This is a genomic window from Sorangium sp. So ce185, from assembly GCF_051526825.1.
Classification (GTDB): Bacteria; Myxococcota_A; Polyangia; order Polyangiales; family Polyangiaceae; genus Sorangium; species Sorangium cellulosum_D.
Window position 1 is genome coordinate 2758383 of the sequence record NZ_CP150316.1, and the last position, 24359, is coordinate 2782741.

At 74.6% G+C, this 24359-nt stretch carries 14 protein-coding genes; 8 read left to right on the top strand and 6 right to left on the bottom strand.

Annotated features, from left to right (window positions below):
* The 5 genes from WMF26_RS10235 to WMF26_RS10255 form a co-directional block, all read right to left on the bottom strand.
* Positions 1 to 1833 carry a hypothetical protein gene (locus tag WMF26_RS10235; protein WP_438000177.1) on the bottom strand — a complete coding sequence of 611 codons (1833 nt, stop codon included), beginning with the start codon at positions 1831 to 1833 and terminating at the stop codon, positions 1 to 3.
* On the bottom strand, positions 1823 to 2845 hold the full coding sequence (locus WMF26_RS10240) for a hypothetical protein (protein WP_438000178.1): 1023 nt from the start codon (positions 2843 to 2845) through the stop codon (positions 1823 to 1825). Before WMF26_RS10240 ends, WMF26_RS10235 begins: the two co-directional genes overlap by 11 nt.
* Before the next feature lie 265 nt (positions 2846 to 3110).
* Complete coding sequence (tsaD, locus tag WMF26_RS10245) at positions 3111 to 4175, bottom strand: tRNA (adenosine(37)-N6)-threonylcarbamoyltransferase complex transferase subunit TsaD (protein ID WP_437945931.1); 1065 nt, start codon at positions 4173 to 4175, stop codon at positions 3111 to 3113.
* Complete coding sequence (locus tag WMF26_RS10250; protein WP_438000179.1) at positions 4163 to 4753, bottom strand: hypothetical protein; 591 nt, start codon at positions 4751 to 4753, stop codon at positions 4163 to 4165. Before WMF26_RS10250 ends, tsaD begins: the two co-directional genes overlap by 13 nt.
* The gene (locus tag WMF26_RS10255) at positions 4750 to 9051 is read right to left on the bottom strand and encodes a HEAT repeat domain-containing protein (RefSeq protein WP_438000180.1); all 4302 of its coding nucleotides are present in this window, start codon (positions 9049 to 9051) and stop codon (positions 4750 to 4752) included. The genes WMF26_RS10250 and WMF26_RS10255 overlap by 4 nt, the downstream gene beginning before the upstream one ends.
* 225 nt (positions 9052 to 9276) lie before the next feature.
* On the opposite strand from WMF26_RS10255, the gene WMF26_RS10260 reads away from it, so the two are divergent.
* The 3 genes from WMF26_RS10260 to WMF26_RS10270 all read left to right on the top strand — a co-directional run bounded on the left by WMF26_RS10260 (position 9277) and on the right by WMF26_RS10270 (position 16280).
* The gene (locus tag WMF26_RS10260) at positions 9277 to 11034 is read left to right on the top strand and encodes an AAA family ATPase (RefSeq protein ID WP_438000181.1); all 1758 of its coding nucleotides are present in this window, start codon (positions 9277 to 9279) and stop codon (positions 11032 to 11034) included.
* Positions 11035 to 11261: 227 nt separating this feature from the next.
* Positions 11262 to 15269, top strand: a complete 4008-nt coding sequence (locus WMF26_RS10265; protein WP_438000182.1) for a serine/threonine-protein kinase — start codon at positions 11262 to 11264, stop codon at positions 15267 to 15269.
* 282 nt (positions 15270 to 15551) lie between these two features.
* Complete coding sequence (locus tag WMF26_RS10270; protein WP_438000183.1) at positions 15552 to 16280, top strand: hypothetical protein; 729 nt, start codon at positions 15552 to 15554, stop codon at positions 16278 to 16280.
* A 5-nt stretch (positions 16281 to 16285) separates the two neighbouring features.
* On the opposite strand, the gene WMF26_RS10275 is transcribed toward WMF26_RS10270, so the two are convergent.
* Entirely contained in the window at positions 16286 to 16882 is a 597-nt protein-coding gene (locus tag WMF26_RS10275; RefSeq protein WP_438000184.1) for a Uma2 family endonuclease, read from the bottom strand.
* A 75-nt stretch (positions 16883 to 16957) separates the two neighbouring features.
* On the opposite strand from WMF26_RS10275, the gene WMF26_RS10280 reads away from it, so the two are divergent.
* The 5 genes from WMF26_RS10280 (at position 16958) to ccsA (ending at position 24359) form a co-directional block, all read left to right on the top strand.
* On the top strand, positions 16958 to 18130 hold the full coding sequence (locus WMF26_RS10280; protein WP_437336981.1) for a hypothetical protein: 1173 nt from the start codon (positions 16958 to 16960) through the stop codon (positions 18128 to 18130).
* Entirely contained in the window at positions 18127 to 21693 is a 3567-nt protein-coding gene (locus tag WMF26_RS10285; RefSeq protein ID WP_438000185.1) for a hypothetical protein, read from the top strand. Before WMF26_RS10280 ends, WMF26_RS10285 begins: the two co-directional genes overlap by 4 nt.
* Positions 21694 to 21876: 183 nt before the next feature.
* Positions 21877 to 22695, top strand: coding sequence for a CDP-diacylglycerol--serine O-phosphatidyltransferase (gene pssA, locus WMF26_RS10290; protein ID WP_044985697.1), 819 nt, complete (start codon positions 21877 to 21879; stop codon positions 22693 to 22695).
* Positions 22696 to 22779: 84 nt separating this feature from the next.
* Positions 22780 to 23181, top strand: coding sequence for a hypothetical protein (locus WMF26_RS10295; RefSeq protein WP_020734041.1), 402 nt, complete (start codon positions 22780 to 22782; stop codon positions 23179 to 23181).
* Between the two features lie 266 nt (positions 23182 to 23447).
* Positions 23448 to 24359 (top strand): cytochrome c biogenesis protein CcsA, encoded by a 912-nt coding sequence (ccsA, locus tag WMF26_RS10300; protein ID WP_061621460.1) that lies wholly within the window; start codon positions 23448 to 23450, stop codon positions 24357 to 24359.

The following is a 24359-nucleotide window of genomic DNA, read 5'->3' on the forward strand; positions in this document are numbered from 1 at the left end:
TCAAAACTTTACCTTCGGTTGAATCGCGCCCACCGGCTTCTGGTCCTCCGGGTCGCGCGCAGTCTCTTTCCCGTCTTTGCCGCGTTGCTGCTGCGCGCCGGACGGCTTCGAGCCCGCCCTGCCGCCGCCGGTCTTCCGCTGCTGGCTCGCCGTCGACGCCGACGCCTGCGGCTTCGCCTGCGCATCCTCCCCGGCGCTCGCCGCCCCCTCCGGCGCCGACGCGGCCCCCGTCGCCTGCGGCCCCGCCGTGGCCTGCGGCGCTGCCGCCTCCGCCCCCTCCTTCACGCTCGTGCCCGGCGCCCCGCCCACCGTCGTCGGCGCCGCCGAGGGCAGCTCCGGCGGCGGCGCCGGCTGCGCTCCCGGGCCCCTCGACACAACCGCCCACGCGACCGCCCCCGCCGCGGCCGCGCACCCGAGCCCCGCGACCGCCCAGAGCGCCTTCCGGGACTTCTGAGGCTGCTCGACGACGATCGGTATCTCCCCGCCCTCGTCCTCCCCCGCGGCGCTGCGCGCCGAGACCGGCGGCATCGCCGGCGCCTGCTGCACGCTTCTGCCTGCAGCCATCGGCAACGGCGGCGCCCCCGCCCCGAGCCGAGCCACGTCCGCCGGACCCCTCGAGATCGGCGGCACCCCGCCGATCACCGCATTCCCCACCGCCGCCTCCACGAGCCCCGCCTCGCGCAGCAGCTTCTCCGCGTCGATGACCAGCGTCCCCTTCGGCCCCATCGCCGACGACGCCGCCCCCGCGCTCGCCCCCTCGACCGCGTGCGCCTCGACCCGCCGCTGCGCCGGCGGCGCCGACGGCACCCGCCCCCGCTCCGACACCGGCCCCGCGGGCACCGGCGCCGCCCCCCCGGCGGTCTGCGCCAGGTGCGCCGCGCCCCCAGCCTGCTGCGCCGCGTACCGCTCGCGCCACCCGCCGAACTGCGGCTTGTCCCCCGTCTCGCCCTGCGGCCGCGCCCCGAACAGCTTGCGCGCGATCTCCCCCTCGTCCTCAGAGACGTCCTCGATCCGCAGCAGCGCCCCGTGACGATCCTCCATCGTCACGTCGCGCTCCCGCACGAACCGCACCGACACCCCACCCGGGATGTCCGCCTCACGCCCGCTCGTGATCGACGTCCACTTGATGTTCGACCGGTACAGCACCGTCGCGATCCTCGCCGCGGCGTGCGCGATGGCCCCGAACGGCTCATCGTGCTTGTGCACGATCACGACCCGCTTCGGCAGCGACCCCTCGTCCGCCACCCAGTCCCACGTCGCGCTGCTCCGCCGCAGGTACGGCAGATCCCCGAACTCCTCGACGTACCGCTCCAGCACGTGCGCCACCCGCTCCGGCGCGTCGCGCACCGCGCCCACGTACTCGCGGTAAAACATGCCCGCCGACGAGTTGACCTCCGTCGCGTTCATCACGTGCCGGTAAAACGTCGCCGACGCCTCCAGGAGCGACGTGTACCCGAGGTCCCGATCCACCGCGACGAGCCCGTGCGCGAACGGCGGATTCCCCCGACCGGCGTGATCCATCGCCCCGCCGATCCGGAACCCGAAGATGAGCCCCACCGCGCCGTGCCCAGGCTCGTGCTGCGTGTCGTCGCGCGACAGGTTGCCGATCGCGAACGCATGCGTCGCCCCCGTCGCGGGCTCGATGTACTTCATCAGCCGCGCCAGGTGGCTGAAATGCGTCGTCGTCAGCGCCCCCTGCGGCACCTCCGGGCAGTACATGAAATCGATCTGATGCCCAGGGATGTTCCCGTGCAGCACGTGATACCACGCCGCCTCCGCAGGCGCGCGGTACCGCGGGATCACATACCCCGAGGCGCCCTCGCTACCGTACATTGGGCCTGACCTGCTGCTGCGGCAACTGCGGGGCCGGGAGCTGCGCGGTCCGCGACAGCGCCGGATTCGGCCCGATGTCCGCCTTCATCCGCTGGAGCAGCTGCGGATCATACGCGTTCTTCGGGAGGATCCGCTCCACGAAGTGCGAGAACAAATGGTGCGTGCTGTGCCCGTAGCTCGCCGAACCGACCAGCACCCGAATGTCGATGTGGTTCTTGTACCGCTCGAGGCTGTCGATGAGCGGCTTGTAATACCCGCGCGCCTCCTTCTCCACCTCGGCCGGCGTCCCGGACAGAACATCGGACTTGTTGATGAACAGCACCACCGCCTTGCACGACGCCAGCGTCTTCGGGCTGAAGAAGAACTGCAGCGACTGCGGCTGAAACTCCCGGAGCTGCTCCTGGATCCGCGACGGCTCGAGCTTCTGCCCGTCCTTGCCCGCCAGATCCACCACCATCAGGAGCCCATGGATCTCCTCCATGATGAGCTCCTGCTGCGCGTCCACGATGTGCTCGCCGCCCCAGTCGCCGATCTCGAACACGTGCTCCGTCAAGACCTCTTTCGTGAGCACGTGGCTGACCGTCCGCTCGTACCGCTCGATCTTCGTCCCCTGCAGCGTGCCGAGATCCACGAGCGGATTCGCCCACTTGAGCGTGAGCGACGTCTTGCCGGTCCACTTGATGCCCAGGGTCAGGATCTTGTAGCGCTTCTGCGTGATCTTCGGCCGGCTATCGAGCTCGCTCTTGTACCAGTCGATCTCCTTCTGCTGGGCGTCGAGCCAGTCGACCTTCTGCCGATCCTCGCCCCGCGCGATCTCGAGCGCCTGCTGGAGCTGCGCGTACTGCCCCCGCATCTGCTCCAGCTGGTTCTTCGCCTGCCGGAGCGCCTCGATGTGCTGGTTCGCGTCCTTCAGCTGCCGCTTCAGCGGCGCCACCTGCATCAGCAAGAACACGACGCCCGCGCCGCACGCCACCGCAACCAACCCAAGCACAATCGGTAGAACAACCTGCATGGCCCTCAAACCTCGCGCCCCGACGGGCGGCTATCCCAAGCTGTCCTGTCCCGTGAGGCCGGAAAAACGGCCAGCGCGGGCCGGCCTGAGTCCTGAGCTCTCATCAGACCACGGCTCGCCGCAGCCGACAAGTCCGAGGTAGTCCCCGGCACCAGCCGTGCCTTCACCGTTCGCCACCGTTCGCCAGCGCCCGCCATGGCCCCACACACCTCGCGCCCCGCGCCCATGCCGCTCCCCGCGACGCCCCGCTACCGGCCTGTTCCGCTCACCGCGCGCCGCCGCCCTTCCGGGTGACCCGCGGCAGCGCCGTCCTCGTCTCCGGCGCGAGATCCAGCGCGTCCCGCTCCCCGGCCGCGAGCCGCAGCGCGCCCGCATACGCGATCATCGCCCCGTTGTCCGTGCAGCTCGCGAACGGCGGGACGAACAGCGCGAGCCCCCGCCGCTCGCACGCCGCCGCCATCCTCGCCCGGAGCCCCCGGTTCGCCGCGACGCCCCCCGCGAGCACCACCCGCTCGACCCCCTCGACCCGCGCCGCCCGCACGGTCTTCTGCACGAGCGCGTCGACCACCGCGCCCTGGAACGCCGCGCACAGGTCGTGGAGCGCCTGCCCCTCGGGCCGACCCCGCTTCGCCACGTGGCGCGCCACCGCGCTCTTGATGCCCGAGAAGCTGAACTCGAGCGACTCCTTCCGCGCCATCACCGCCGGCACCGCCTCCGACGCGGCCGCCGCATCCCCCGTCGCCGCGAGCCGGTCGACCACCGGGCCGCCCGGATACCCGAGGCCGAGCAGCTTCGCCACCTTGTCGAACGCCTCGCCCGCAGCGTCGTCGCGCGTCGCGCCGAGCTCGCGGATCGCGCCGAGCGAGGGCCCGTCCACCCGGTAGATCGCCGTGTGCCCGCCCGAGGCGAGCAGCGCGACGTACGGGAACGACGGCCGCTCCTCCGGCGGCGGCGCGCCGCCCCGCCGCAGGAACACCGCGAGCAGGTGCCCGACGAGGTGATCGACGCCGACGAGCGGCTTGCCCGCCGCCCACGCGAGCCCCTTCGCCGCCTGCAGGCCGACGAGCAGCGCCCCCGCGAGCCCAGGCCGCGACGTCACCGCGACGCCGTCGAGGTCCGCCGCCGCGACGCCGGCGCGCGACAGCGCCTCGCGCACCACCGGGACCACCGCGCGCGCGTGATCGCGCGCCGCGACCTCGGGCACGACCCCGCCGTACGGCGCGTGCAGCGCCACCTGGCTGCGCACGACGTCCGAGAGGACGTCGCCGCCCTCGGTCACCACCGCCGCCGCCGTCTCGTCGCACGATGTCTCGATCCCTAGAACCCGCATGTCCCCGTCCGCCGCGTCAGCCTGAAATTGCCGAACACCTGCCGCTCTCCCTCCGCCTGCGCCGCGCCCGGCGCAAGCGGCTCCCGGCCCGGCCGGAGCAGGCGGACCTCGACGGACGCGTCGGTGCGCAGCGACAGGATCGCGAGCAGCGGCTCCGCCGCGGGATCCGACGCGCTCACGGCGTAGATCGCGTTGCGCTCGCGGCCCTCCCCGAACTCCAGCCGCGACAGCGGATCGTGGGCGAGCGCGCCGATCGGCCTGAGCGGCGCGCCGTCGAGGAGGCGCCGCTCCGGCGCGGCCCCGTCGGGCGCCTCGTAGGTCCACAGCGCGCCCGGCGGCTCCGGCCCGTCGAGCGCGTCCGCGTCGAGCGACAGCCGCATCTGCACCCGCGGGCTCAGGCCCGCGCGGAACGCGCCGCCCAGCGTGATCGCGCCGCAGTAGGCCTCGCCGTCCGCCGTCGAGAACCGGCTCACGTCGTCGCAGCCGGCCGCGCCGCCCGCCGCGGCCGCGCCGGCCAGGACGAGCGGCGCGAGCCGCAGCGGGGCGCGCCGCGGCCCGGGCGCTGCAGCGGCGCTCACGGCGCGCCGCTCCGCATCAGATCGGCCGCGGCCTGGCGCACGCGCGGCTCGGGGTCGCGCGCCGCGAGGTGCTTCAGCACCGGCGCCGCTGCCGCGCGGTCCGCCGAGGCGAGGGCGCGCGCCGCCGCCTCGCGCACGAGGGCGTACGCGTCGGAGCGGGCCGCCGCGCCGAGCGTCTCCGCCACCTGGCCCGGCCGCCCGCCGGCCGCGCCGCCGCCGCCAGGCGCGCCCAGCCGGCCCAGGGCCTCCGCCGCGCGGACGCGGAGCGGCCAGCTCGGCGAGGTCCGCAGGAGCTCCGAGACCGCCGCGATGGTCGGCCCGTGCCGGACCGCGCCGAGCGCCGCGAGCGCCGCCCGCCGCACGCTCTCCTCCGGATCGCCGAGCGCGTCGATCACCGCGGCCTGCGCCTCGGGCTCGGGCCGCGTGGCGAGCAGCTCCACGGCGCGCGTGCGCACCTCGATCGCCGGGTGCCGCACGAGCGCCACGAACCCGCCCACGACCGCGGCCGCGACCCCCTCCACGGCCGCCTCGACCTGCCGCCGGAGCTCCGGGGCGAGCTCGGCGCGCCCGTCCGTGAACGGCGCGAGCCCGAGCGCCGCCCCGTCGCCGGCGGCGCCGCGATCGCCGGCCGCGCCCGCGCCGCGCGGGCCGGCCGCGCCGCGCGACAGGATCGCGTCCGCGACGACCAGCGCCCGCTCCGGCGACGTCGCGACCGCGGCGACCGCCGCCTTCTGGAGCGCCGGGCCGAGCGCCACGAGCGCGGCCGCGCGGTCCTCCGGGCCGGGCGGATCCGGGTCGAGCCCCGCGAGCACGTCCTTCACCGTCAGCGCCCCGTCCGGCACGGGCAGCGGCTCTCGTGCGCGCGGGTAGGCCCGCCGCGTGAGCGCGACCGCCGCCGACACCGCGGCCGCGCGCAGCCCCTCGTCCGACGAGAACGCGCCGGCCGCGATCGCCTGCGCGGCGCCCCCCGAGGCGGGCGCCTCGGCCTCGCCGGCGCCCTTCGCCGAGGCGCCGTCGCCGAGCCGCGCGAGCGTGAGCAGCGCCGCGCGGCGGAGCTCCGGCTCGCTCGAGTCCGCGAGCGACATGAACAGCGCGGGCCCCTCGCCGCCGCCGCCGATCTCGCCCAGCGCGCGGACCGCGGCCGCGCGCGGCACGGAGCCGGCCTCGGGCGCCCGCGCGACCGCGGACAGCGCCGCCGCGTGCCTCCGGTCGTGCGTCAGCCCGAGGCCGACCGCCGCGATCGCCCGCACCTCCGGCGCCGGCGAGGACAGGAGCCGCGCGAGCAGCGCCTCGGCCTTCGCCGCGGGCCGGCCGCCGCCCGCCGCGAGCCGCGCCACGCCCCAGGTCGCCGCGACCGCGACCGCGTCGTTCGGCAGCACGCTCGCCGCCGCGTCCCGCGGCGCGAGCATCTGCTCGTAGCGCTCCAGCATCGACGGGTCGCGCAGCGCGCCGCACGCGATCATCGCGCGGGCGCGCAGGCCCTTGTCCGCCTGCCCGATCGCGAAGTTGTAGAGCGCCGGCCCGGCGCTCTTGTTCTCGACGTAGGCCAGCACCTCGATCGCGACCTTCTGCTGCGACTCCTTCTCGTCGGCGAGCGCGTCGAGCAGCGGCTTCACCGCGCGCGCGCCGATCTTCGCGAGCTCCGCGCGCGCGGCCGCGCTCGCCGCGCCGCCCTCGGCGCGGACCTTCTGCATCAGCGGGAAGGTCATCGCCCCGTACAGCTCGACGAGCAGCCGCCGGTAGAGCGGCTTCTGCGGGTTGCCGACCGCGACCGGCAGGAGCTCGCGCTCGAGCACCTCGAGCGAGCCCCGGCCGAGGTTCACCTGCATCGACATCCGCGCGGCGCGCGCGACGAGCTCCTCGTCGTTCGACGCCCGCACGACGCGCCGGAAGAGCCGGTCGGCCTCGTCGGCCTGCCCCGCGGTGAGCAGGAGCTCGGCGAGGTCGAAGTAGACGGGGAAGAGCCGGTCGTTCTTCGCGAGCGCCTGCCGGTACTCGGCGATGGCGCGCGGGAAGTCCTGCCGCCTCCGGTACATGTCGCCGAGCTTCTGGTGGCCGCTCGCGTCCTCGGGCGACAGCTCGACGGCGCGCGCGGCGTACCGGATCGCGTCGTCGTCGCGGTAGAGCTCCGCGGCGTACTGCGCCATGCGCTGGTAGAACTCGCGGGCCCGCTTCGGGTTCACCTCGACGAGCTTGCCCAGCACGTCGATGGCGCCGAGGAGGTTCTGCTGGAGCACGAGCACGCGCTCCAGCGCGAGGAGCGAGTCCTCGTCGCCCGGCGCGGCCTGGACGAGCTTGCGGAGCGTGGCCTCGGCGTCGGGCAGCCGGTGCAGCTTGCGCTGCACCTCGGCGAGCAGCCGCCCCGCCTCCAGGTCGGGCGGGGTCGCGTTGAAGCGCGCGCCGAGCGGCCCGACGCGGCCCTGCAGCTCGTGGGTGAGCGACCAGAGGCTGACGATGTGGGTGCGCGCCTCGCGCGCGAGCAGCTTGTCGCCGCCCGCGCCGGCGAGCAGCTGCTCCCACAGCTCGCGCGCCTCGGCGTAGCGTGGCCCGGCGTTGCCGAGCGAGCTCGCGGTGCGCTCCAGCGCGATCGCCAGCGCCTTCTTGTAGCGGGCGTTCGCGGGCTCGAGCTGCGCGGCCTCCCGGAGCGCGGCGAGCGCCTCGGTCACCATGTCGTGGTCGAGGTACACCTCGCCGAGGGTGGCCGCGGCGCGCGCCCGGCTCGGCACGACCAGATTGATGCGCGCCCAGGTCTCCAGCGCCTTCTTCTTGTCGCCCGCCTGGAAGTACCGGTCGCCGAGGTCGACGAGGTGGCTCGGATCCCCGCCCGCGGCCCCGGCGAGCCGCTGGAGCACCTTGAGGGCCCGGTCCTTCTCCTCGACGCGCTCGTAGAAGTCGGCGACGGCCGCGAGCGTCTCGGGCTCGTCCGCGACGCGCCCCTCGAGCTGGGTGAGCAGCGCGAGCGCCTTGGGCCGATCGCCCCGCTGGATGAGCGTCTCGCACAGCTCGAACACGAAGTCGGCGTTGTTCGGGGCCGCCTTGATCAAGAGCTCGTACTCGCGGATCGCGGTGTCGAGCTCGCCGGCGGTCTGGAGCAGGTGCACGAGCCGGAGCCGCGTGTCGATGTGCTTGCCGTCGAGCGCGAGCGCCCTCCGGTAGATCGCGATCGCCTTGTCGACGTCGCCGGTCTCCTCGTACAGCGCGCCGAGGGTCGCGAGCCGCTGGAAGTCCTGCCCCCGCTCGGCCTCGAGGATCGCGATGAGCTCGGCGAGCTTGCCCTCGGCGCGGAAGGCGTCGGTCATGATGAGCAGGATCTCGGCCCGCACGCCCGCGGCGTTGCCGGCGATGGAGAGCGCCCGCTTCAGGACGGCGAGCGCCTCGTCCATCTTCTTCTGCCGCGCGAGCGCCTGCCCGAGGTCGCGCAGCGCCGGCGCGAGCGCCCGGTTGTCGCCGGCGGCGGCCTTCACGAGCTCGCGGAACTCGGCCTCGGCGCGCGCGTGGTGCCCGCGCGCGGAGAGCTCGCGCCCGAGCTCGGCCTTCACGAAGAGCGAGCCCTGCGCGTTCTTCACGAGCGCGTCGTGGTGCGCCTTGGCCGCGTCGAAGTCCGAGAGGTCGAGGCAGAGCGCGAGCAGCGTGCGCCGGGTCTGCTCGACGTCCGCGGCGACCTTGAGCAGCGGCAGCGCCTTCTCGTAGTGCGCCCGCGCGCGGGCCTTGTCGCCGCGGTCCGCCTCGAGCTGGGCGAGCGCCATCATCGCCGCCGGGTCCGCCGGCCGGTCCGCGATGGCGGCCTCGTACGTCTTGATGGCGTCGTCGTAGCGCCCGTCCTGCTTGTAGATGCCGGCGAGCACGACCTTGGAGGCCCAGGCATCGGCGCCGGGCTGCGCGGCGCGGCGCTCGAACTCCTCGACGAGCTTCTTCAGGTTCCCGTCGCGCTCGCGGTAGAGCTGGGCGAGGCGCTGGAGCGGGAAAGGCGCGCTCGGCTGGCTCATGACGATGGCCGTGTAGCGCGCGATGAGCGCGTCGTTCGACGGCCCGCTCCGCTTCGCGTCGGCGCCCTCGGCCGGCTCGGGCTTGGCCTGCGGCGCTTGTTCGGGCTGCGGCCGCGGTCCCGGCTGCGGCCGCGGTCCGGGCTGCGGCCGCGCGGCGGGGCCCGGCTTGCCGCCGCCGGGCTTCGGGGCCTTCGGTTTGCGCTTGCCGCGGCCGGAGGGATCGAAATCCGCGGCCTCGGCGTGCGGGATCGCGAGCGTCGCGGCTGCGGGGACCAGGACCGCGAGGCAGCCGGCCAGAACGAGGGATCGCACGGGGGTAGGGTAGATCGGCGGTGCGCGGCGGGCCACGCGGAGCGGCGGCGGCGCGTCCAGGGAGGGGCGCGACGGGCGCTGCAGCGCCGGGCGGGTGAGCTCGGCGGGCACGTCTGCCCTTTCCGGGGAATGCTTGACGGGCGAGGTGGGGCCGAGGACAGTCACTGTGCGCGCCGCGAGCCCCCTCTCCGCCGCTGAAAGGCGGCGGCCCCATTGAAGGAAGCCATGCCCTTCGTCCCCGCACTCGGCCAGTCCGATTTCCGCGAGCTCCGCCGGGCGGGCGCCGGCTACGTCGACAAGACCTCGTTCATCGGACAGCTCCTCGCCGATCCCGCACAGGTCGTCCTGTTCCCGCGGCCGCGCCGCTTCGGCAAGACCTTGAACCTCTCCACCCTCGCGTATTTCCTCGGGAAATCCGACGAGGACCTCTCCCCGCTGTTCCAGGACCTCGCCGTCTGGAGCGACCCGGCGGCCCGCGCGCATTTCCAGCAGCACCCTGTCCTGCTCCTCACGTTCAAAGACATCAAGACCGCCTCTTACGAGACCACCCAGGAAGGGATTCGCAGCGAGCTCCAGGGCCTGTATGCGAAGCATCGTTATCTCCTCGACGAAGGGGCGCTCGAGCCGCATGAGCGCCCGCGGTTCGAGCGCATCCTTTATGGCGAAGCGACCGAGGAAGACTGCCGTCGCTCGCTCAGGGAACTTTCGGATCACCTCGCGCGCCATCACGGCCGCCGGGTGATGATTCTCATCGATGAATACGACACCCCGATCCAATCCGGATATCTCAACGGCTTCTTCGACGAGGTGACGCTGTTCTTCCGGAACTTCTTCTCTGCCGCCCTCAAGGACAATCCCTCCCTCTTCAAGGGGGTGCTCACCGGGGTGCTGCGGGTCGCCCGGGAGAACCTCTTCTCGGGCCTCAACAACGTCATCGTCTCCTCGATCCTGAACGATCGCCGCTACGCAACGTCCTTCGGCTTCACCGAAGCGGAGGTCGCCGGCGTCCTTGAGCAGGCGCGGCCCGACAGCGCTCCCGCCGGGCAGACCGCGCCGCTCCCGGAGCACGCGCCGCTCCGCCTCGACGATATCCGGGCCTGGTACAACGGATATCTCTTCAGCGGCGAGGTCATCTACAATCCCTGGTCGATCCTCAACTGCGTGGCCAGCGGCGCCCTCCGGCCCTACTGGGTCAACACCGCCTCGACCGACCTCCTCCAGGATCTCATCGCCCGGCGCGGGCTCGGCCTCTCGAGCGAGACCGAGGCGCTCCTGCGCGGCGAGCCTGTCGAGGCACACATCGACGAGAACATCGTCCTGCGCGACCTGGACCAGCAGCCCGAGGCGCTGTGGAGCTTCCTCCTCTTCTCCGGCTATCTCACGCCCAGGGCGGTGCGCGAAGAGCTCGGGGACGTCATCGCCGAGCTCGCGATTCCCAACATCGAGGTCCGCGTCGCCTATCGCGATCTCTTCCGCTCCTGGCTGCGGCGCGGGCTGCCGGAGCGGAGGCACGCCGAGGGGCTGCTCCGCGCGCTGCTCGCGGGCGACGCGCCGTCGCTGGAGGCGCTGCTCGAGCGGCTGCTCGTCACCGTGATGTCCTACCAGGACCCCGCCGGCCGGGAGCCGGAGAAGCTCTATCACGGCTTCATCCTCGGCCTGCTCGTGCAGCTCGAGGGCGACTACGACGTCCGCTCCAACCGCGAGTCGGGCCTCGGTCGCGCCGACGTCCTCGTGCGGCCGCGGACGCCGGGGCGCCCAGGGGTCGTGCTGGAGCTCAAGGTGCCGCAGCGCGGCGAGACGCCGGAGCAGGCGCTCCTCGCCGCCGCGCGGCAGGTCCGCGATCGCCGCTACGCGGCAGAGCTCATCGCCGCCGGCGCCGCGCCCGTGCACGCGCTGGTCGCGGTCTTCGACGGAAAGCGCGCCTGGGTCAGGCCCGTCGCCGAAGTCCTCTCCGGCGCCGAGGACGGACCCTCGCGGGACTGACCGCTCCGGACACGTGTCGTGGTGCGGAGCACAACCTCCTGCCCACCTTACGCACCGCTCCGCGGCAAACCGTAACCTAGATCTCGTAACGGTTGCCTTCCTCACAGCACAAATTGCTCCCTGGAAGCGGCGCGGTTCTGGATATCCTCGGCCACTGCGATGGGCTCTTCCGACGCACTGCACTGGCGAGCGCCGCGGCTCCCGGGGCCGCCGCAGGGGTACCGCTGATGCGCGCAGGGGACCTCGTCGGCAACCGCTTCGAGATCGAGGGGCACGCCACCGCCGGCGGCATGGCGCAGATCTTCCGCGCCCGCGACCGGCTCACCGGCGAGCCGGTCGCGGTGAAGATCCTCCAGCGCCGGGGCCCCCAGGAGACGCACCGCTTCCTCCGCGAGGCGCAGGCGCTCGCCACGCTCCGTCACCCCGGGATCGTCGCGTACGTCGCGCACGGCGCGACCGAGGGCGGCGACCTCTTCCTCGCCATGCAGTGGCTCTCCGGCGAGACCCTCGCCGAGCGCTTCCTCCGCGAGCCGCTCACCGTGCCCGAGAGCCTCGCGCTCGGCGCGCGCGTCGCCGCCACGCTCGGCGCCCTCCACCGCCTCGGCGTCGTCCACCGCGACCTCAAGCCGAGCAACCTCCTGCTCGTCGGCGGCTCCGTCGACGAGGTCACCCTGCTCGACTTCGGCGTCGCGCGCGTCGCGGAGGCCGGCCAGGAGCTCACCATGCCCGGCGTGATGCTCGGCACCCCCGGCTACATGGCGCCCGAGCAGGCGCGCGGCGAGCTCACCATCGACGCCCGCGCCGACGTCTTCGCCCTCGGCTGCGTCCTCTACCGCTGCCTCACCGGCCGGCCCCCGTTCGTCGGCAACGACGGCCTCTCCGTGCTCGTGAAGGTCCTCCTCGAGGATCCGCCCCGGCTCCGGGAGCTCCGCGGCGAGGTGCCCGCCGCGCTCGACGATCTCGTCATGCGCATGCTCGCCAAGGCCCCGCGCGACCGCCCCCGCGACGGCGCGGCCGTGGCCGCCGAGCTCGCGTCGCTCGGCGAGCTCGCGCCCGGCTCGCGGCGCGTCCCGTTGCCGATCGGCGGCCCCGCCCCCGAGCTCACCACCGGCGAGCGCCGGATGATCTGCCTCCTCCTCGCCCGCGACGGCGCGCTCGACAGCGACGCGACCCGGTCCGAGGGCGAGGACGCGCTCCGGGTGCGCGCGCTCAGCGCCCTGGCCGAGCGCCACCAGGGCCGCCTCGAGATCATCGAGTCGCGCTCGCCGGTCGTCGTGCTCTCCGGCGCCGTCGCGCCGACCGATCTCGCCGCCCGGGGCGCGCGGTGCGCGCTCGCGATGCAGGTGCTGCTCGGCGGCGCGCCCGTCGCGCTGGTCTCGGGGCGCACCGAGCTCACCGCCCGCTCCCCGATCGGCAACCTCATCGACCAGGCCGCGGCGCTCCTCGCCGGCGACGCGGCGCGGCCCGGCGTCGTCCGCATCGACGAGGTCACGGCCGGCCTGCTCGGCGCGCGGTTCGACGTCGGAGCCGACCCCACCGGCCACCTCCTGCGCGGCGAGCGCGACGACCTCGAGGTGGTGCCGCGCCTGCTCGGCAAGCCGACGCCGTGCGTGGGCCGCGACCGCGAGCTGTCCCTCCTCGAGGCGACCTTCGTCCAGTGCATCGAGGAGCAGACCCCGTCCGCGGTGCTGGTCACCGCCCCCGCGGGCATGGGCAAATCGCGCCTGCGCACCGAGCTGCTCCGGCGCCTCCGGGCGCGCGGCGAGCCGATGGAGATCTGGATCGCGCGCGGCGATCCGATGAGCGCCGGCGCCTCCTTCGGCCTCCTCTCGCAGGCGCTCCGGCGCGCGCTCGGCGTCGCCGACGGCACGCCGGCCGCGGCGGTGCAGCGCAAGATCCGCGAGCGCGTCGGCCGCCACGGCGAGGACGGCGCCCGCCTCGCGCCGTTCCTGGGCGAGCTCGTGGGGGCGCCCTTCCCGGACGACGAGAGCGAGGCGCTCCGGGTGGCGCGCCGGAGCTCCGTGCTCATGGGCGATCAGCTGCACCTCGCCTGGGAGGAGTTCCTGCGCGCCGAGTGCGCGGCGCAGCCGGTGCTGCTCGTGCTCGAGGACCTGCACTGGGGCGATCTGCCGACGGTGGCCATGATCAACAGCGCCCTCCGCAACCTGCGCGACGCGCCGTTCATGGTGCTGGCGCTCGGCCGGCCCGAGGTGCGCGAGATGTTCCCGAAGCTGTGGGCCGGCCGCGGCGTGCAGGAGATCGAGCTCACGGGGCTCTCGCGCCGCGCCAGCGAGCGGCTCGTGCGCCAGGCGCTCGGCAACGCGGCCGCCGAGCAGGTCGTCGCCACGCTTGTCGAGCGCGCCGACGGCAACGCGTTCTTCCTGGAAGAGCAGATCCGCGCCGCCGCCGACGGGCGGGGCGCCGCGCTGCCGGAGACGGTGCTGGCGATGGTGCAGGCGCGGCTCGAGGCGCTCGATCCCGAGGCGCGGCGCGTCCTCCGGGCGGCGAGCGTCTTCGGCCAGAGCTTCCGGCCCGCGGGCGTGGCCGCGCTGCTCGGCGGCGCCGACGCCGAGGTGGGGGACCGGCTCGCCGAGCTCGTCGAGCGCGAGGTGATCGTCCCGCGGCGGCAGCCTGGCCGGCGCGGCGACGGCCTCCTCTCCGCGCTGTCCTCCTCCCCGCGCCCGGGGCCCATCGACGAGCCCGAGCGCGACGCGCCCACGGCGTGCGAGGCCGCGGCGCTCGAGCTCGGCGCGCCGGGCGAGGCGGGCGAGGCCGAGCCCGAGTACAGCTTCCGGCACGGCCTCGTGCGGGAGGCGGCGTACGGCGCGCTGACGGACTACGACCGGCAGCTCGGGCACCGGCTCGCGGGCGAGTGGCTGGAAGGGGAGGGGAAGGGCGACGCGGCGGAGCTCGCGGAGCACTTCGAGCGCGGCGCCGAGCCGGGGCGGGCGGCGGCGTGGTACCGGCGCGCGGCGGAGCAGTCCCTGCGCGGCAACGATCTCCTCGCCGCGATCGGGCACGCCGAGCGCGGCCTCGCGTGCGGCGCCTCCGGGGCGGAGGCGGGCGGGCTGCTCCTCGTCGAGGCGGAGGCCCGCGTGTGGCGCGGCGATTTCGCCGCGGCCGAGCAGCGCGCGCTCGAGGCGGCCGCGCTCTTCGAGCCGGGCTCGCCGCCCTGGTACTCCGCCGCGACCGGGGTGGTCATGGCCGCCGGCAAGCAGGGGGCGCTCGACCGCGTGGAGTCCTGGGTGGCGACGGCGCGGGGCGCGTCGCCCGGCGAGGGCGCGCTCACCCGGCGGGACATCTGCCTCGTCGAGGGCGCCCTCTGGCTCGTCTTCGGTGGCCGCTACTCCGCCGCGGACGGGATCATCGCCGCGCTCGAGCGCAGCGGGGACGAGGGCCGGGCGCTCGACGTCGAGGTGCGCGCCAGGCTTTACGAGGCGCGCGCCATCCGCGCGATGACCTTCGGCGATCCCGGCGCTTGCCTGGAGGGCATCGAGGCGGCGCTCGCGGTGTTCGAGCGGAGCGGCGATCGCCGCAACGCGTGCTCGCTGCGGGTGAACCTGGGCGCCGTCACCATGGAGCTCGGCGACTACGAGGGGGCCGAGGCCGCGCTGCGCGCCGCGCTGCGCGCCGCGGATCAGATGGAGCTCACGGACCTGGCCGCGTTCGCCCGCAGCAACCTGGGCAACGTGATGATCGCCCGCGGCGACCTCGACGAGGCGCGGCGGGTCGAGGCGGAGGCGATCGCGACGTTCCAGCGGCTGGGCGATCCGAGGGCCGAGGGGGTCGCGCGCGCCTACCTGGCGAAGGCGGCGCTGCTCGGCGGCGACCTCGCCGTCGCGGAGGCCGAGGCCCGCGCGGCCGCCGAGCTCCTGCAGAGCGCGCCGCCGCTGCGCGCCGCGGCGTGGGCGCTCTCCGCGCGCGTGCTGCTCCGGAAGGGCCGCGCCGACGAGGCGCTCGCGCTGTCCGGCGAGGCGCTCGCCCTCCTCGAGTCGCTCGGCGCGGTCGAGGAGGGCGAGTCGCTGATCCGGCTCGTCCGGGCGGAGGCCCTCTTCGCGAGCGGCCGGCAGGACGAAGGGATCGCCGCGGTCGCGCGGGCGCGCCAGAGCGTGCTCGCCCGCGCGGGGCAGATCTCGAATCCTCGCAACCGGGATCGGTTCCTCTCGTCGCTCGACAACGTCGAGACGCTCGCGCTGGCGGCGCGGTGGCTCGGCGACAGCGACGCTCGGCAATGATGCGACATGGGTGCGATGGATAACGGTGCGATCCAGCGAACGTAGGATTCCCTGCCAGCGTCTCTCCCGAAGTCCTCGCGCCGCCCACGAGCGCGCCTGATCGGCTGCTCGCACGCTGTTTTTGCGATATCGACGCAGGTGCGGAATCTTGAGGTCCCTCCCGAAAACGGGTTGAGGAAACTCCTGATACATGTTTGAGTGGCTATTGAGGGGGCTATGCGAAATCGTATCGTACTCGCGATCTCGTTCCTGGGCCTGATGACTGCCTGTTTGCCGGCCTGCGTGAGTGAGGGCGACCCCTTCGAGGAGGACAGCGAGACGGCGGCGCAAGAGGTGTTCACGCGGAACGCATTCACGAAGAACGCGCTCAAGGCCAGCGCGCTCACGACCGACAGGGTCGCGACGGGGGAGCTCACTGGCAATCCGCTGACCACCGACGCGATCGCCGGCAGCGGCGATGTCCTGAACGCGCTCCGGGATCCGCTGGCCCGAGAGTTCCTGAAGTACGCGGTGGGCTGCGCGCTCCCGGCGGGGCAGTCGGTGGAGGTCTCCCTGGACGGCGAGACTCACGTCTTCGAGGGGGATGTCGGTCTTTCACCCGAGTGGGGCAGGGCGCACGGGCACTGCAACGCGCGATGCCAAGGGTGGGTGTCCTCCTGCATGCTGGCCAGGGTCAACCACCTCGGGGAGAGCCTCCCCATCTCGATGCGCGGCCAGAACAAGGCCCTTGAGCTGGAGCCCGCGGAGCGGGAGTCGTTCCCTCACCGGGAGGGGGCTTATTTCGGCGATCTCTTCGCGCCGGAGCAGCTCCGGTTCGCGTGCAGGTCGCCCGGGTCGACGCTCATCCGCCGCGTGTGCGGCGGGACGGGCGCGGACGCGGACGGCTGCGTCGTCGAGGTCCTCGGCGAGTGCGACGATCACTGCGGCAACCCGGCGTCGGACGGCAGCTTCCGGAACTGCTCCGGCGGGGGCCATACGATTCCGACGACGGTGACGATCTTCCGGCAGTAGCGGGATCAGGTCCCTGCCGCGGGCTCCTCGTCGCCCCCGAACAGGACGCCGACGGGCAGCTCCACGGCCTCGAACGGCTCGGCGCGCACGCGGTCGCCGGGGCCGGCGGTGAGCGCAGCGAGGTAGCCGTCTGCCGTCCAGCGCAGCACGGTGAGCGTCTCGTTCTGCGGGTCGACGATCCAGTAATGGGTGATCTGGAACCGGTGATAGACGCGTAGCTTCTTGACGAGATCGTTGCTGGCGTTCGAGGCGGAGAGCACCTCGCAGACCCAGTCCGGCCTGCTCTTCACCGGCCGGCCGCTCGGGCGCTCGGGGGTGCGCTCGCGGCGCCAGCCGGCGATGTCGGGGCGGTAGACCTCATGCGGATCGAGCTCGATCTCGACCTCGGGGAGGATCCACCACCCTCCGGGATGACCGCCGCCCGGGCGGCGATGGAAGGGGCCGCGCAGGCGGGCGATCACCTCGCCCTGCGCGTCGCTGTGCTCAGCGCTCGGGGTCGCCTTCTCGACGATCGCGCCGTCGATGATCTCGGCGCGCACGTCAAGGGGCAGCCGCGCGAGATCTTCGGCGGTGGCGCGACCGAGCGGCGAAGCAGTTGCCATGCCGGAAAGTGTACCGCATCCGGCCGCGGGCCTCCCCGCGACGGCTCCCCGCTTTCGTACTAGAGTCGCGCCGCCATGAACCGACGGCCGCCCGCCCTGCTCGCCTGCCTGCTCCTCGCCGCCTGCGCCTCGCCGGAGCCCCGGCCGAAGGAGCCCCTCGGCCAGATCCCCGAGGCGACGACCACGGCGAAGCCCGAGTGGCTCCCCTTCCGCATCCGCGCCGGCAAGAGCGTCGCCGCCGACCCGCGCGAGAAGCACCTCGCCGACCTCCGGCAGCTCACCTTCGCAGGCGAGAACGCCGAGGCCTACTGGTCGCCCGACGGCAGGAAGCTCATCTTCCAGTCGACCCGCGACGGCAACGCGTGCGACCAGCAGTACGTGATCGACCTGGAGAGCGGCGAGGTCCGCCGGGTCTCGAACGGCCAGGGCAAGACGACCTGCGGCTACTTCCTCTTCCCCGCGCCCCCGGCCCCGGCGCAGCCGCGCGTCCTCTTCGCGTCCACCCACGCCGCCGGCGAGGCGTGCCCGCCGAAGCCGGATCACTCGCAGGGCTACGTGTGGCCGCTCGACGAGTTCGACATCTACACCGCGAACCCCGACGGCTCGGATCTCCGCCCCCTCATCCAGGGCAAAGGCTACGACGCCGAGGCCACCGTCGCGTTCGACGGCTCGCGCCTCGTGTTCACGAGCACGCGCGACGGGGACATCGAGCTCTACACCGCGAAGCTCGACGGCTCCGACGTCCGGCGCATCACGAGCACGCCCGGCTACGACGGCGGCGCCTTCTTCTCGCCCGACTCGACCAAGCTCGTCTGGCGCGCGAGCCGCCCGACCGGCGCGGCGCTCGACGACTACCGCGCGCTGCTCGCCAAGGGGCTCGTCCGCCCGAGCGCCCTCGAGATCTTCGTCGCGGGCGCCGACGGGCAGAACCCGCGCGCGGTGACGAGGAACGGCCGCGCCAACTTCGCGCCCTACTTCCTGCCGGACTCGCGGCGGCTCGTCTTCGCCTCGGATTTCAGCACCCCGCAGGGCGCCCGGGGCATGCCGAACTTCGACCTCTACCTCGTCGACTCGGAGGGGCCCCCGGGGCCCGACGGCGTGCCGCCCGTCGAGCGCGTCACGTTCTACGAGGGCTTCGACAGCTTCCCGATGTTCTCGCCGACCGGCGAGCACGTCGTCTTCGCCTCGAACCGGTACGGCGCGAAGCCCGGCGAGACCAACCTGTTCGTGGCCCGCTGGGTCGAATGACCGCGCCGCCGCGGCGCCGCGCGCCCCTCGCCCTGGCGTCGGCGTGCGCCCTCGCGGGCTGCTCCAGCGCCCCGGCGCAGCCGTCGCGCCCGGCGGCGGCCGTGCTCCCGCCGGCCGACATCGCGGGCGCCGCGTACGCCTCGCCGGCGCGCTGGAGCTACCACCCGGCGCCGCCCGAGGCCGCGGTCGCGTGGGCGCCGTCCACCGGCGGCGGCTGCGTCGTCGTGGCCCAGGGCGGCCAGCGCTGGACGGTGACGCCCGAGTCTCGGGCGGCCGCGGCGGCCCGACCGGACGCCGCCGCGCCGCCGGGCGCCGCCGCGCAGCCCGTCCGGTGCGCGGGGCAGGGCAGGGCGAGCGCCGCGCCCGCACCCGAGGAGCTCACCGCCATCGTGCGGCGCTCGCCGGCCTCCTGGATGTTCGTCGGCGCGAGCGGGTCGATCTACGAGGCCTCCTCGCCGCTCGGGCCGTTCACGCGGACGCTTTCGCCGCCGGAGCCGCTCGTGCAGCTCGCGGGCGCCGGCGGCTCGCTGCTCGGGGTGACCCGGGCCGGGGGCGTGCTCCGCTGGCGCGAGGAGCTCGGGTGGAAGCCGACCCTGCTCGACGGCGCCGCGGCGCAGGCCGGGTCCCCGCCGCGCGCCTTCGGCGTCGCCATGACCGAGGGCGGCCGCGCGCTCGCGCTCGCCCTGCCCGAGGCGCTGTTCGCGAGCGAGGACGGCGGCGCCACCTGGGCGCGCGCGCCGCTCCCGGCCATGGGCCTGTCGCGCGTCGGCGTCCTCGGCGGCGAGCTCCTCGCCGAGGGCCTGCTCGCGTCGGCGACCTGGGATCCGCGGCGCGCGCCCGCGTTCTCGCGCGGCGCGGCGACGCTCCCGCGCGCCGACGTCGAGCTCGCCATCGCGGCCCCGCGCGCGCCGTCCGCCGCCGCGGTGTGGCTCGGGCGGGCGGCGATCGCCGGCGATCGCTACGTCGAGGCGGTGCGCCCGGACGACGCCGGCGCGCCGTGGCGCCTCGCGAGCGGCCCCATCGACGGGCCGCTCAAGGAAGCGCCCCTGCCGGGGACGGGCGAGTGCGGGAGCATCAAGCTCGGCGCGAACGGCCGGCGGGTGGTCGCGGTGTGCGCCGAGCCGGACGGCGACCGCATCGTGGCGCGGGTGCTCCGCAGCGAGGACGGCGGCGGCGCGTGGTCGCCGGCCGCCACGCTGGAGACGGCGGACATCGACCAGGTCGGCGTCGCGGTGGCGCCCGAGGGCGCGGCGCTCGTGACCGGCGTCTGCAGGCCGAGCGACGGCGCGGACGGCTGCAAGCCGACCGCGCCGCTGCTCCTCACCCGCGACGGCGCCCGCGACGCGCGCGACGCGGTGACCCTCGCGGCGGCCCCCACGCTCAGCGCCCCCGCCGCGCTGCCCGCGTTCTCGGCGGACGGGCGCTCCGCCTACTTCCTCGGCTACCGCGGCAAGGACGAGCGCCTCGCGCTGTTCGTCTCGCACGACGGCGGCGAGACCTTCGCGCCGCGGTCGCTCGACGCGACCGGCGGCGCGCCGCCGGCGGCGCGGGGGGACGGCGCCGAGGACGAGGACGAGGACGCCGAGGGCGGCCCGGGCGAGGGCGCGTCGCCCGAGGGGCTCGAGATCGTCGAGGAGAGCGCGCTCCGCCCCGCGGACGACGGCGCCGTGGGCCTGCTGCTCTCGGATCGCGGCGCGCTCACGTACCTCACCGCGGACGAGGACGGCCGGGTGCTCACGGCGGCGGCCGCGCCGGCGGAGAGCGCGGCGCTCGCCGGCTTCGGGCGGCGCGTGGTCGCGCTGTCGGCGCGGGCGTCGCGCGGGCGCGCGCATACCGACGGAGGCGGCGAGGACGTCGCCGCATTCTGGGAGTCGCTCGACGGCGGCGTGACCTGGGTCGAGCTCCCGGAGATGCCGGCGCTCTCGCGCGAGCTCGCCCAGGCGCCGGTCGCCGTCGCGTGCGGCGCGAGCGGCTGCCTCTTCGGCGACGTGGCGACCCGCGTCGGCTGGGGCGGCCAGGCCGAGGCCGCGCCGCCGCGCGCGCCGGAGCCTCCGCCGCGCGCCCAGCCCGCCGTGCGCACGCCCATCGTCTGCGAGACGCTGCCGTCCTCGAAATGGACGCGCATCGACCACGTCGACGCGAGCGGCCTCGGCCTGCCCGACGCCGACGAGCTCCTGCGCGGCCGGTCGGTCTGGTCGTTGCTCACGCGCGCGCCGAGCGGCGCCATCGACGTCGTCTCCGCGACGCTCCCCGAGTCCGGCGCCGGCGAGGCGCGCGTCGTCACGCGATCGCTCTTGCCGGCGGTGCCGGCGGGGCTCGGGGGAGCGCGGGTGGCGACCAACCTCACCGCGCAGATGGAGGGCTACGCCGCGGCGCGCGTGCGGATCCCCGGCGGCGCGGCGAAGCCGGGCGCGCCGATGCGCAACGTCGAGGTCGCATGGGAGAACTGGCTGGACGGCACCTCGGGCCGCGGCGTCATCCCCGACGCCGGCCCGTTCGAGCTCGGCGACGTGAAGCCCGCTGCGGACGCCGCGCGCAACGCGCCTCCGGGCGCGCGCCCTCAGCCCGGCCAGCGCCGCACGCCCGCGCCGCCCCCCGAGGATTTCTACGACCCCGCGCTCCTGTCGGTCTCGCTGCGCGGGATCTTTCTTCGCCCGCACTCCGGCAGCGCGCACTCGGAGCTCACGTTCTTCTACGAGCCGTCCGGCAAGCTCCAGCGCTTCGATTTCCCGTCCTGGCCCGCGTCGGGCCTCCACGGCAGCCTCGACGTGCGGGCCGACGCCGTCCTCGCGGACGGCCAGCCCGTCGGCGTGGGGATGGTCCGGCAGGCGTCGAACGGCCCGGTGACCGCGATGCTGCTCGCGCACCGCCCGGCCCCGGCGCCCTCCGCCGGCGCGCCCGCCCCGCCCGGCTCGGGCCCCGCGTGGGCGATCGAGGCCGTGACCGTCGCGCCTCCCGCGGGCCGCGATCGGCTCGTGCACACCGACTGGACCTACGCGGGCACGTCGATCGGCGTGACGACCCTGGTCGCCGATCCAGGGCACGCGATCGCCTGGGCCCTCTTCCAGCCTTTTCGCAAGGACGGAACGCTCGGCGCTGCGCGGCCGCTGCCGACGCCGTTCGATCTCGGCGACGCGCCGCGCCCGTGCTCTGCCGCCGAGCGCGCCGCGACCGCGCGCCATGAGGTGCCGCTCTTTTTGGGCAGCGAGGCCCTGTTCCCTGGCACGCGCCACCCCGTCGTCGTCACCGACGCCGCTGGCCCGTCGGGCGCGCCCGAGGTGATGGTGCTCCTGACCGCCTCCACGGTGCTGCACGGCACGCCGTCCGCGCCGTGCGTCGCCGGCTGGGACGCCCGGGCGATCGGGCGGGCTCCTCTTTCCGCGATCCTCCCCGGCGATCTCGCGCAGTCGTGGCTGTTCCGGGCGGCAGCGGGCTCGTCGGGCGCGACCGGCACGGCCATCGAGCTCCGCCGGATGGCCTGCCGCTTCGAGCCGAGCGCGAAGGTCCCGGAGGCGGTATGGAGCGAGCCGGCGCTCGACGGCTCGCCGCGCCCCGAGCGCTGAGCGCTGAGCGCTGAGCGGCGGCCGAAAGCCGAGAAAAAGAACGGCTGAAACGCAGCAGAGGGTGCGATGAAACGCTCCTGGATCCCGGCTCGCGGTAACCTTCTAGCGGTTCGCGTCTGCGCTTCGGCGCTTGCGTTCGTGGTCTGTGCGGCGATAGCCTGGCCTGCCTGAAAGGGAGGCGGCATGATCCGGAAGCGACGGCGGTTGGAGCTCAGGAAGACGCTGTTCCTGCTTCCGAACCTGATCACGCTCTCATCGATATTCTGCGGCTTCGACTCGATCCGGCGCTCGGCGACCGCGCAGTCGGAGGATGATTTCTACCGCGCCGCGCTGCTCATCGTCTTCGCGATGTTCTTCGACACGCTCGACGGGCGCGTCGCGCGGATGACGAAGACCCAGAGCGCCTTCGGCCTGCAGATCGACTCGCTGGCCGATATCGTCTCGTTCGGCGTGGCGCCGTCGATGCTCGTGTACCAGTGGACGCTGCACCGCTTCGATCTCGCGGGGCTGCTCGTGTCGTTCATCTTCACGGCGTGCGGCGCGGTCCGGCTGGCGCGCTTCAACGTCCTCTCCATGGGCGAGGCGGGCAAGCCCACGAAGCCCTCGAAGTACATCGTCGGCCTGCCGATCCCGGGCGCCGCGGGGATCCTGGTCTCGATCGTGGTGGCGAACCACGCGGCCGCCGGCGACATCGGCGGCGAGCGCTACGCGCCGGCGATCCTCGTGACCACGACGATCCTGTCGCTGCTGATGGTCTCGACGATCCGGTTCCGCTCTTTCAAGGATCTCCGGCTCAACGTCCGCACCGTGCTCTTCGTCGCGTTCGCCGTCGGCTCGAGCGCGGTGATCTCGACGCAGCTGCAGCCTGCGTTCGTGCTCGTGTGGCTGCTCGGCTTCTACGTGCTGCTCGGGATCTTCGAGTCGCTCTGGCACCTGCCGGCGCGCCTCCGCGGCCTGTCGCGGGACTCGGCGCCGCCGCCCCGGGTGCCCCCTCCGGCCTGACGCGGGTCCCGGCCGCTGGCCGACCCCTGGCCGCCGGCATCGCGGCCCAACCGCTCGGGCCTGTTTTTGAGTAGACTGCCCGCGATGAAGAACCGCGTGTTCTTTCCGCAGGCCGCGCTCGACGACTGGATCGCGAGCGACCGCGTCGATCTGAACAACGACGAGCTTCTGATCAAGACCGAGGGCCGCCGCTACAAGATCATCGAGGCGATCCGCGTGCTCCGCGAGGTGACGGGGGCGGCGGACGTCCACGAGGTCCTCGGCCGGGTCAAGACGCGCGCGTTCCTGCGGGAGCTCGGGGCGGAGATCCTCGAGGGGTCGATGATCATCGGCGACAACGCCTACGACGTGATCCCGGGGTTCATCGGCGCGCCGGTGGGCACGTTCGCCGAGCACCGCAAGGCCGCGCCCGCGTCGACCGCCACGAACAGCAGCCTGACCAGCGACGAGGAGCTCCTCGCCGCGTTCCTGACGAGCAAGATGTAGCGCCGCCGCGCGGCGGTCACCGGCCGGGCGCGCGGCGGTCCCCGGCGGGGCCCGGAGCGCCCCCGGCGCGGCGCCCCGGCAGGGCGCGACGGCGCCGCAGCCGCCGGCGACCCGTCGGGCGCGACGGCGTCCCCGGCGCAGCGGTCGCCCCGGGGCGCCCACCCTCCGACCGGGGCCTCGCGCTGTCGGGCCGGCTCCGACGACGGTACGCGCTCCCCTCCGAGCGCGGCGGGCCATCCCCGGTAAGGCAGGCTATAACGGGGGCCATGCCCGAGGTCATCTCCGGGATCAGCTTTGCGCTCGCGCTCCTGTTCTACGGCGCCGCCAGCGCGCTCTTCTTCCTCGACGTCGCCCGCAGCCGCGCGCGGCTCCCCTCCTCGGGGGAGCTCCCGGGCCTCCTCGGCGGCGGGGCGCACGCCCACGACCCCGCCGCTCGGCCGAGCGCCACCGCCGCCGCGCGCGCGTCGCGGCACGCGCCCCTGCTGCTCGGCCTGGGCGCCCTCGGGCACGCGACCTACGTCACGCTCGCCAGCTTCGTCGCGCGCGTCTGCCCGGTCCACTCGGTCCACTTCATGCTCTCGGTCGCGTCCCTCCTCGCGATCGCCGTGTACCTCGTCGCCCGCCGTCGCTTCCGCATCGACGCGCTCGGGCTCCTCATCGGCCCGCTCGGGCTCGCCTTCCTGCTCGGCACCTTCTTCCTCGGCAAGCCGCACTCCGAGCAGAAGCTCAGCCCGCTGTTCATCGCGGCCCACGTCATGGCGAACCTGCTCGGGATCGCCCTCTTCCTCCTCGCCGGCGCCGCCGCCGCGCTCTACCTCGTCCAGGAGAAGCGCCTCAAGCGGAAGCGGCACGTCGAGCGCATGGGCGGCCTCCCGCCGCTCGACACCCTCGATCACGCCGTCCACCGGTTCCTGATCGCCGGCTTCCCCTTGCTGACGCTCGGCATCGTCACGGGGACGTACTGGGCGCACCAGCTCGAGATGGGCAGCACCGAGGAGGTGATGCGCGCCATCTTCGGCTACGCCACCTGGCTCCTCATCGCGCTCGTGCTGCTCCTGCGCGCCGCCGCCGGCTGGCGCGGCCGCCGCGCGGCGTACGGCACCATCGCGGGGCTCGCCTGCGCCGCGGCCGTGCTCGTGATCTACCTCGTCCGCCCCGCCGCGGGGCTCGGAGGCTAG

What these genes read in the sequence shown, in the direction of transcription:
- WMF26_RS10235 (WP_438000177.1), bottom strand. Translation starts at nt 1,833, where the DNA reads ATGTACGGTAGCGAGGGCGCCTCGGGGTATGTGATCCCGCGGTACCGC.
- WMF26_RS10240 (WP_438000178.1), bottom strand. Translation starts at nt 2,845, where the DNA reads ATGCAGGTTGTTCTACCGATTGTGCTTGGGTTGGTTGCGGTGGCGTGC.
- tsaD (WP_437945931.1), bottom strand. Translation starts at nt 4,175, where the DNA reads ATGCGGGTTCTAGGGATCGAGACATCGTGCGACGAGACGGCGGCGGCG.
- WMF26_RS10260 (WP_438000181.1), top strand. Translation starts at nt 9,277, where the DNA reads ATGCCCTTCGTCCCCGCACTCGGCCAGTCCGATTTCCGCGAGCTCCGC.
- WMF26_RS10265 (WP_438000182.1), top strand. Translation starts at nt 11,262, where the DNA reads ATGCGCGCAGGGGACCTCGTCGGCAACCGCTTCGAGATCGAGGGGCAC.
- WMF26_RS10275 (WP_438000184.1), bottom strand. Translation starts at nt 16,882, where the DNA reads ATGGCAACTGCTTCGCCGCTCGGTCGCGCCACCGCCGAAGATCTCGCG.
- WMF26_RS10280 (WP_437336981.1), top strand. Translation starts at nt 16,958, where the DNA reads ATGAACCGACGGCCGCCCGCCCTGCTCGCCTGCCTGCTCCTCGCCGCC.
- WMF26_RS10285 (WP_438000185.1), top strand. Translation starts at nt 18,127, where the DNA reads ATGACCGCGCCGCCGCGGCGCCGCGCGCCCCTCGCCCTGGCGTCGGCG.
- pssA (WP_044985697.1), top strand. Translation starts at nt 21,877, where the DNA reads ATGATCCGGAAGCGACGGCGGTTGGAGCTCAGGAAGACGCTGTTCCTG.
- WMF26_RS10295 (WP_020734041.1), top strand. Translation starts at nt 22,780, where the DNA reads ATGAAGAACCGCGTGTTCTTTCCGCAGGCCGCGCTCGACGACTGGATC.
- ccsA (WP_061621460.1), top strand. Translation starts at nt 23,448, where the DNA reads ATGCCCGAGGTCATCTCCGGGATCAGCTTTGCGCTCGCGCTCCTGTTC.